Genomic DNA, 6,993 nt, shown 5'->3' with positions numbered 1-6,993 from the left:
TCCGCCGCCTGGGCTTTGAGCCCGGCGAGCAGGTGGACATGGTCTCGCTCTGGGAAGACGGCCGTGAGCGGCGCGTATCGGGCTTTCAGTTGGTGCCCTACGACCTGCCTGAAGGCCAGGCCGCGGCGTACTACCCGGAAACCAACCCGCTGGTGCCCCTGGAAAGCTACGGCGACCGGACCTACACGCCCACGTCCAAATTCGTCGCCATCAGGTTGGAAAAGGCGCGGCCCGACAATCTGATCCACACCGTCGCCGAATAACCCTCACGTTCCCCTGTGCACAGGCCCTGGCCGGTAACGGCCGGCGGCCTGCAAGGATATTGTCATGTCGAATCTAGATGCGTTGGACCTGGCGCGGATTCAGTTCGCCTTCACGGTCTCGTTTCACATCATCTTTCCGGCCATCACTATTGGTCTGGCAAGCTTTCTGGCAGTGCTCGAAGGTTGCTGGCTGAAGACCGGCAACGCGGTCTACAAGGACCTTTACCACTTCTGGTCGAAGATCTTCGCCGTCAACTTTGGCATGGGCGTGGTCTCGGGCCTGGTCATGGCTTACGAGTTCGGCACCAACTGGGCGCGTTTTTCAGACTTCGCGGGCAGCGTGACCGGGCCGTTGCTCACCTATGAGGTGCTGACGGCGTTCTTCCTGGAGGCGGGCTTCCTGGGCGTGATGTTGTTCGGCTGGGACCGGGTAGGGCGCAAGCTGCACTTCTTCGCCACCATCATGGTGGCCATCGGCACGCTCATCTCGATGTTCTGGATTCTCTCGTCCAACAGCTGGATGCAGACACCGCAAGGTATCGAGATCGTCGATGGCCGTGTCGTGCCGATGGACTGGTTCAGGATTGTCTTCAATCCGTCGTTCCCGTACCGCCTGGCGCACATGGCGTTGGCCGCATTCCTGTCGACTGCGTTGTTCGTGGGCGCCTCGGCCGCCTGGCACTTACTGCGTGGCCGTGATACGCCACAGGTGCGCAAGATGCTGTCGATGGCCATGTGGATGATCCTGGTGGCCACGCCTGTGCAGGTCGTGGTGGGCGATGCCCACGGGCTCAATACCCTGGAGCATCAGCCGGCCAAGATCGCAGCCATCGAAGGGCACTGGGAAAATATCCCGGGTGAGGCCTCGCCACTGGTGTTGTTCGGCCTGCCGGACATGGACGCCGAAAGGACCCGCTACAGCCTGGAGGTGCCTTACCTGGGCAGCCTGATCCTGACCCACAGCCTGGACAAGCAGATTCCGGCGCTCAAGAGCTTTGCCAAAGAGGACCGACCCAACTCTACGATCATCTTCTGGAGCTTCCGGGTCATGGCTGGACTGGGCATGTTGATGCTGGCTTGTGCACTGCTGGCCTTGGTATTGCGCCGAGGCGGCGCCCTGTACCGCAACCGACTCTTCCTGTGGTTCGCCTTGCTCATGGGGCCGTCGGGCTTGATCGCCTTGCTCGCCGGGTGGTTCACCACCGAGGTCGGCCGTCAGCCGTGGGTGGTCTACGGCATGTTGCGCACCACGCAGGCGGCGTCCAATCACAGCGCCACCCAGATGAGCATCACCCTGGCGCTGTTCGTCCTGATCTACTTCTCGGTGTTCACGGTGGGTATCGGCTACATGATGCGTCTGGTACGCAAAGGGCCGAAGACCCATGAGGCGCACGTATTGCCTGAGCAACCGGGCCAACTTGCGACAGCGCGTCGTCCGCTGTCGGTAGCGGATTGATAGGGGAGCGCAAGCATGGCAATTCAAGGTATCGATTTGTCGGTCATCTGGGGCGTGATCATCGCCTTCGGCCTGATGATGTACGTGATCATGGATGGCTTCGACCTGGGCCTGGGGATCCTGTTTCCCCTGATCAGCGACTCCAGCGAGCGCGATGTGATGATGAACACCGTCGCGCCGGTCTGGGATGGCAATGAAACCTGGGCGGTGTTGGGGGCTGCGGCGCTGTATGGCGCATTTCCGCTGGCGTACTCGGTGATTCTCGAGGCGCTGTACCTGCCGCTGGTGCTGGTTTTGGCCGGGCTGATCTTCCGCGGCGTCGCGTTCGAGTTCCGCTTCAAGGCGCATCCGCGCAAGCGCCACCTCTGGGACAAGGCGTTCATCGGCGGCTCGGTGCTGGCCACGTTCTTCCAGGGCGTTGCCATCGGCACCTATATCTCGGGCATCCCCGTGCAGAACCGCCAGTTCGCCGGCAGCGCGCTGGACTGGCTGGCGCCGTTCCCGCTGTTCTGCGGCGTGGGCTTGATCCTGGCCTACGCGTTGCTCGGCAGCACCTGGTTGCTGATCAAGACCGACGGCATGCTGGAGTCGCGCATGCGCCATTACAGCCGTCCGCTGCTGTATTTGCTGGCAATGGTGATCGTGGTGATCTGTGCCTGGACGGCCTGGCTGCACGCCGACATTGCCCAGCGCTGGTTCGCCGGCAGCCACTGGATCCGCTCTGCGCTGATTGCCGGTTTGGCCGTGCTGGCGGTGGTGGTGATCCAGAAGACCCTGCGCAAGCGCCATTCGCATTTGCCGTTCATGGGCGTGGTGGCCTTGGTGTTTCTCGGCTACCTGGGACTTGCGATCAGCATCTGGCCTAACATCGTGCCGCCCTCGATCAACCTCTGGCAGGCCGCCGCGCCGCTCACAAGCCAGCTGTTTGCCTTGATGGGCGCGCTGTTCATCATTCCCATCATCCTGGCCTACACGTTCTGGAGCTACCACGTGTTCCGCGGCAAGGTCAAAGCGGGGGATGCTTACCACTGACCGCGCCTGGTGTTTGGGCGGGGCCTCTGGCTGGCCTGTGCTATACCGATAGACCAAGCCTGCGTCGCACAGCCGTGCGCAGGCGAAGGTTCCTGCTAGCTGACTGTCAACAAGGCGAAAGCTGTGATGAACATTTCCGAGATCGAACCCCAGGCTGTCGAAACCCCGATCACCCACAGTGCCATTTTCCTCGTGGCTACCTTGAACCCCGGCGACGCCAGCCGGGATTGCGTCCGCGGTTTGTGCGGCGACCTTGCCGGGCTGGTTCGCTCGGTGGGCAAACGGGTACCTTCGGGCAACTTGTCCTGCGTCGTGGGTTTTGGTGCGAGCGTGTGGGATGTGCTGTTCCAGGTACCGCGCCCGGCGTCGTTGCATCCGTTTCGTGAAATCGGCAGTGGCGATCGCGTGGCGGTAGCCACTGCCGGGGACATTCTGCTGCACATCCGCGCCGAACAGATGGACCTGTGCTTCGAGTTGGCTGCGCAGATCATGAAGCGTCTGGAGGGCGCCGTAACGGTGGTCGACGAGGTCCAGGGCTTTCGGTATTTCGACATGCGCAGCATCATCGGTTTCGTCGACGGCACCGAGAACCCCACGGGCCGCGAGGTCGGCAAGTTCACCCTCGTCGGCGACGAAGACCCTTCGTTCGCGGGCGGAAGCTACGTGCTGGTGCAGAAGTACCTGCACGACATGACCGCTTGGAACGGGCTGTCCACGGCGGAGCAGGAACACATCATCGGGCGCACCAAGCTTTCGGACATCGAGCTGGACGAGTCGGTAAAACCCAGCAACTCGCACAGCTCGCTGACCACCCTGGAAGAAAACGGCCAGGAGGTGAAGATCCTGCGCGACAACATGCCGTTCGGGCGCCCTGGGGCAGGGGAGTTCGGCACCTATTTCATCGGGTATGCGCGCTCGCCGGCGCCGATCGAGCAAATGCTGGAGAACATGTTCATCGGCAAGCCGCCCGGCAACTACGACCGGCTGCTGGACTTCAGCCGTGCCGTCACCGGTGGGCTGTTCTTCGTGCCGTCGGCGACGTTCCTGGCCGTATGCGAACAGTGACCGGTTGATACGACAGCGCCCACGTGACGACGTGGGCGCTGTCGTATCCGGAACGTGCTCGATGTGTCCTTATCGCCTCTCCGAGCCCGCGACTGCGCGGCACTGAGCAAGGGCTACACATCGGGCCAGCACGATCGCGCTGGCTGATTACACTGTTGGAAGCGCCACACATGGAGTACCTGGGATGGGCTGTGTGCTGATCGTTGTCGCTCGCCAGTCGGCGGGCTTTGTGTCCGGGGTATGTGCGGCCAGGTGCCCTGGGGGGTTGCGGCGATGAACACCCCCGGGCGTGGCCTTTCTTTGCAGCTTCTGGTGGCGCTGGCAATCATGCTGGGCATGTTGCTGCTGGGCGCAGGCCTGGCCTGGCAGGGCTACAGCGGAGTTCGAGAGACCCTGCTGGCCGCCGCTGGGGATACTGCCCTGCAGGTGGGCAAGACGATCGACGAGCGTGCCCGCCGGCTGGTCGATCCGGTACAGAGCAGTCTGCGGTTGCTGGCCGCCGATCCGCTCGCCGGCGACCTGGCCCAACGCCTGGAGCGGCTCCCGCAACTGGTCGAAAGCCTGAATGCCAACAAGATGCTCAGCGCCGCCTATGTGGGTTACGCCAATGGCGAGTTCCTGCTCGTACGCAGGCTTCGGGAGCCTCAGCTGCTCGAGCGTTTCGCGGCGCCACCTGGCACGGCCTTCCTGGTGCAGAGCGTCAGCCGGCAGGCGGGCGGGGCGATGTCGGGCCAATGGCGATTCTATGACCGCCAACTCAACCTGCTCCAGGCCCAGGACAAGCCGGACTACCAGTTCGATCCACGCGCGCGCCCGTGGTTCGTCGAGGCTTCAGGGCAAAGCACCACCGTGCTGACCCGCCCTTATGTGTTCTTCACCACCCGCGAGGTCGGCATGACCCTGGCCCAGCGCAGCGTCAAGGGCGAGGCGGTGATCGGCATGGATGTCTCGGTCGATGACCTGGCCAGCGAAAGCCGGGACCTGCGCATGACTGCAGGGACCGAGCTTGCGGTGATCGACGATCAAGGCAGCGTGGTGGCCTATCCGGATCTCAAGCGGGTCATCGTGCACGAGGGCGAGACGGTGCGCCTGTCGCGCATCAGTGAGCTGGGGATTCCCAGCCTTGCGCAGCTGTATGCCGACCAGTCCCAAGGCGCCAGCCCCAAGCGTTTCCAGGTAGACGGGGAAGCCTGGTACGGCATGCGTGTGCCGCTCACCAGCTTGGCCGGGCAGGACTTGCAGGTGCTGATCGCCGTGCCTGGTCATGAACTGTTGGCGGGTGCGCGCAAGGTGTTGTTCGAGCAGTTGCTCTGGACCGCGGCGCTGATGGCCGTTTTGCTGGTGCTGGGCGGCTTGCTCGGCCAGCGTATCGGTCGTCCGTTACGTCTGCTAGCCGAGCAGGTTCGCGGCCTGGCAGGTTTCGACTTCAGCCGCGAGGTGGGGGTCAGGTCACGGGTGTCGGAGGTGCGCGAGCTGAGCCAGGTGCTCAGCCGCATGTCCGGGACGATCCGCAGCTTTCAGGCGATCACTCTCACGCTCAGCCGTGAGAGCCAACTCGAACGCATGCTCGAAGGCGTGTTGGCGCACTTGGTCGATGCCGCCGGCGTGCACGCCGGAGCGGTCTACCTGTTCGATGCGGAGCCTGCGCAGTTGCGCCTGGCCACTTGCTGCGGTAGCGAGGCCTATCCAGCGCAGCTCCAGATTCAAGCGGACGATCACCGGGACTTGGCGGCAGTCGTCAGCCATGCCCTTCAACTGTGTGGGCGCAGCCTGGCGGTCGTGCTCAACGACCGAAGTCAGGCGCTGCTCGGCATTCTGGTGCTGCAACTGGAAGCTGATCGGACAGGCGAAGGGGTGGGGCAGCCATTTCGACGCTTTGTCGAGGAGTTGTCCGGCGCCGCGGCCGTGGCCATCGAAACACGTCAGTTGGTCGAGGCTCAGCAACGCCTGCTCGATGCCATGATTAAGTTGTTGGCCGATGCCATCGACGCCAAGAGCCCCTACACGGGAGGTCATTGCGAGCGGGTGCCGCAACTGGCCCAGATGCTGTTGGACAAAGCCGTGCAAGCCGACAGCGGCCCTTATGCCGACTTCACCCTGAGTGATGCCGAGCGCTATGAGTTCCATGTCGCTGCCTGGCTGCACGACTGCGGCAAGGTCACCAGCCCCGAATACGTGGTGGACAAGGCGACCAAGCTGGAAACCCTCTACAACCGCATCCATGAAATACGCATGCGCTTCGAAGTGCTCTGGCGCGATGCCGAGCTCGATTACTGGCGTGGGCTGGCCAGCGGCGCGGATCAACCGCCACTGCAGCGTACGCTCGAGCGCGCCCGGGCCGAACTGCAGGAAGCGTTTGCCTTCGTTGCCAAGGCCAATATCGGTGGAGAGTTCATGCAGGAGCAGGACATTGAACGACTGCAGCGTATCGGCCAGCGGCGTTGGCAACGGCACTTCGACAATCGGCTGGGGCTCTCGCGGGACGAGGAAGAGCGATTGGCAGGTGTTCCTCCCGTGCCGTTGCCGGCCGATGAGCTGCTGCTGGCTGACCGCGATGATCACCGGATGCCCTGGGGGGCGCGCAAGCCACCTGTGGCCAAGGATGACCCGCGCAACATCTGGGGCTTCGACATGCGCCTGCCGGCTCATGCCAGTAACGCCGGTGAGTTGTACAACCTCTCGATCCGCCGCGGCACGCTCAACGAGGAGGAGCGCTTCAAGATCAACGAGCACATCGTGCAGACCATCATCATGCTCGACTCACTGCCGTTCCCACGTCATCTCAAGCGTGTCTCGGCCATCGCCGGCAGCCACCATGAGCGGATGGATGGCGCGGGCTATCCGCGCCGGCAGGGCAGGGATGACTTGGGGATTCCTGAGCGGATCATGGCCATTGCCGATATCTTCGAGGCTCTGACCGCTGCCGATCGGCCTTACAAACCGGCCAAGACCCTGTCCGAGTCGGTGAAGATCCTGGTCACGATGGCCCGCGACAACCACATCGATGGGCAACTGTTGCGGTTGTTCCTCACTAGCGGGGTGTACCAGGAATATGCGCAGCGGTTCTTGCGTCCCGAGCAGATCGACGAGGTGGATGTGTCGTATTGGGTGGGGCAGCTTTAACGTGTAACTGGGCTGTATCGGTCCGATCAGCCCACCCTGGGCGAGTCTCGTGAA

General features: G+C 63.1%; 4 protein-coding genes and 1 pseudogene. All 5 read left to right on the top strand.

Translation table 11 applies throughout. The features are described 5' to 3' along the window. A pseudogene (locus DQ397_RS13200) lies at window positions 1-263 on the top strand (CbbBc protein); the annotation flags it as partial. Between the two features lie 64 nt (window positions 264-327). After that, window positions 328-1,719, top strand: coding sequence for a cytochrome ubiquinol oxidase subunit I (locus tag DQ397_RS13195; protein ID WP_043215736.1), 1,392 nt, complete (start codon window positions 328-330; stop codon window positions 1,717-1,719). A gap of 15 nt (window positions 1,720-1,734) precedes the next feature. Then, window positions 1,735-2,751: a cytochrome d ubiquinol oxidase subunit II gene (gene cydB, locus DQ397_RS13190; protein WP_043215738.1), complete on the top strand. Its 1,017-nt coding sequence runs from the start codon at window positions 1,735-1,737 to the stop codon at window positions 2,749-2,751. 126 nt (window positions 2,752-2,877) lie between these two features. After that, entirely contained in the window at window positions 2,878-3,816 is a 939-nt protein-coding gene (locus DQ397_RS13185; RefSeq protein ID WP_043215739.1) for a Dyp-type peroxidase, read from the top strand. A 273-nt stretch (window positions 3,817-4,089) separates the two neighbouring features. Then, a complete protein-coding gene (locus tag DQ397_RS13180; protein WP_043215741.1) occupies window positions 4,090-6,939 on the top strand; it encodes an HD domain-containing phosphohydrolase in 2,850 nt (949 codons plus the stop codon). The last annotated feature ends 54 nt before the right edge of the window (window positions 6,940-6,993 follow it).

The sequence above is a fragment of the Pseudomonas sp. CK-NBRI-02 genome, from assembly GCF_008124495.1.
Taxonomy (GTDB): domain Bacteria; phylum Pseudomonadota; class Gammaproteobacteria; order Pseudomonadales; family Pseudomonadaceae; genus Aquipseudomonas; species Aquipseudomonas guariconensis.
This window is presented reverse-complemented; position numbering and strand designations above follow the sequence as displayed.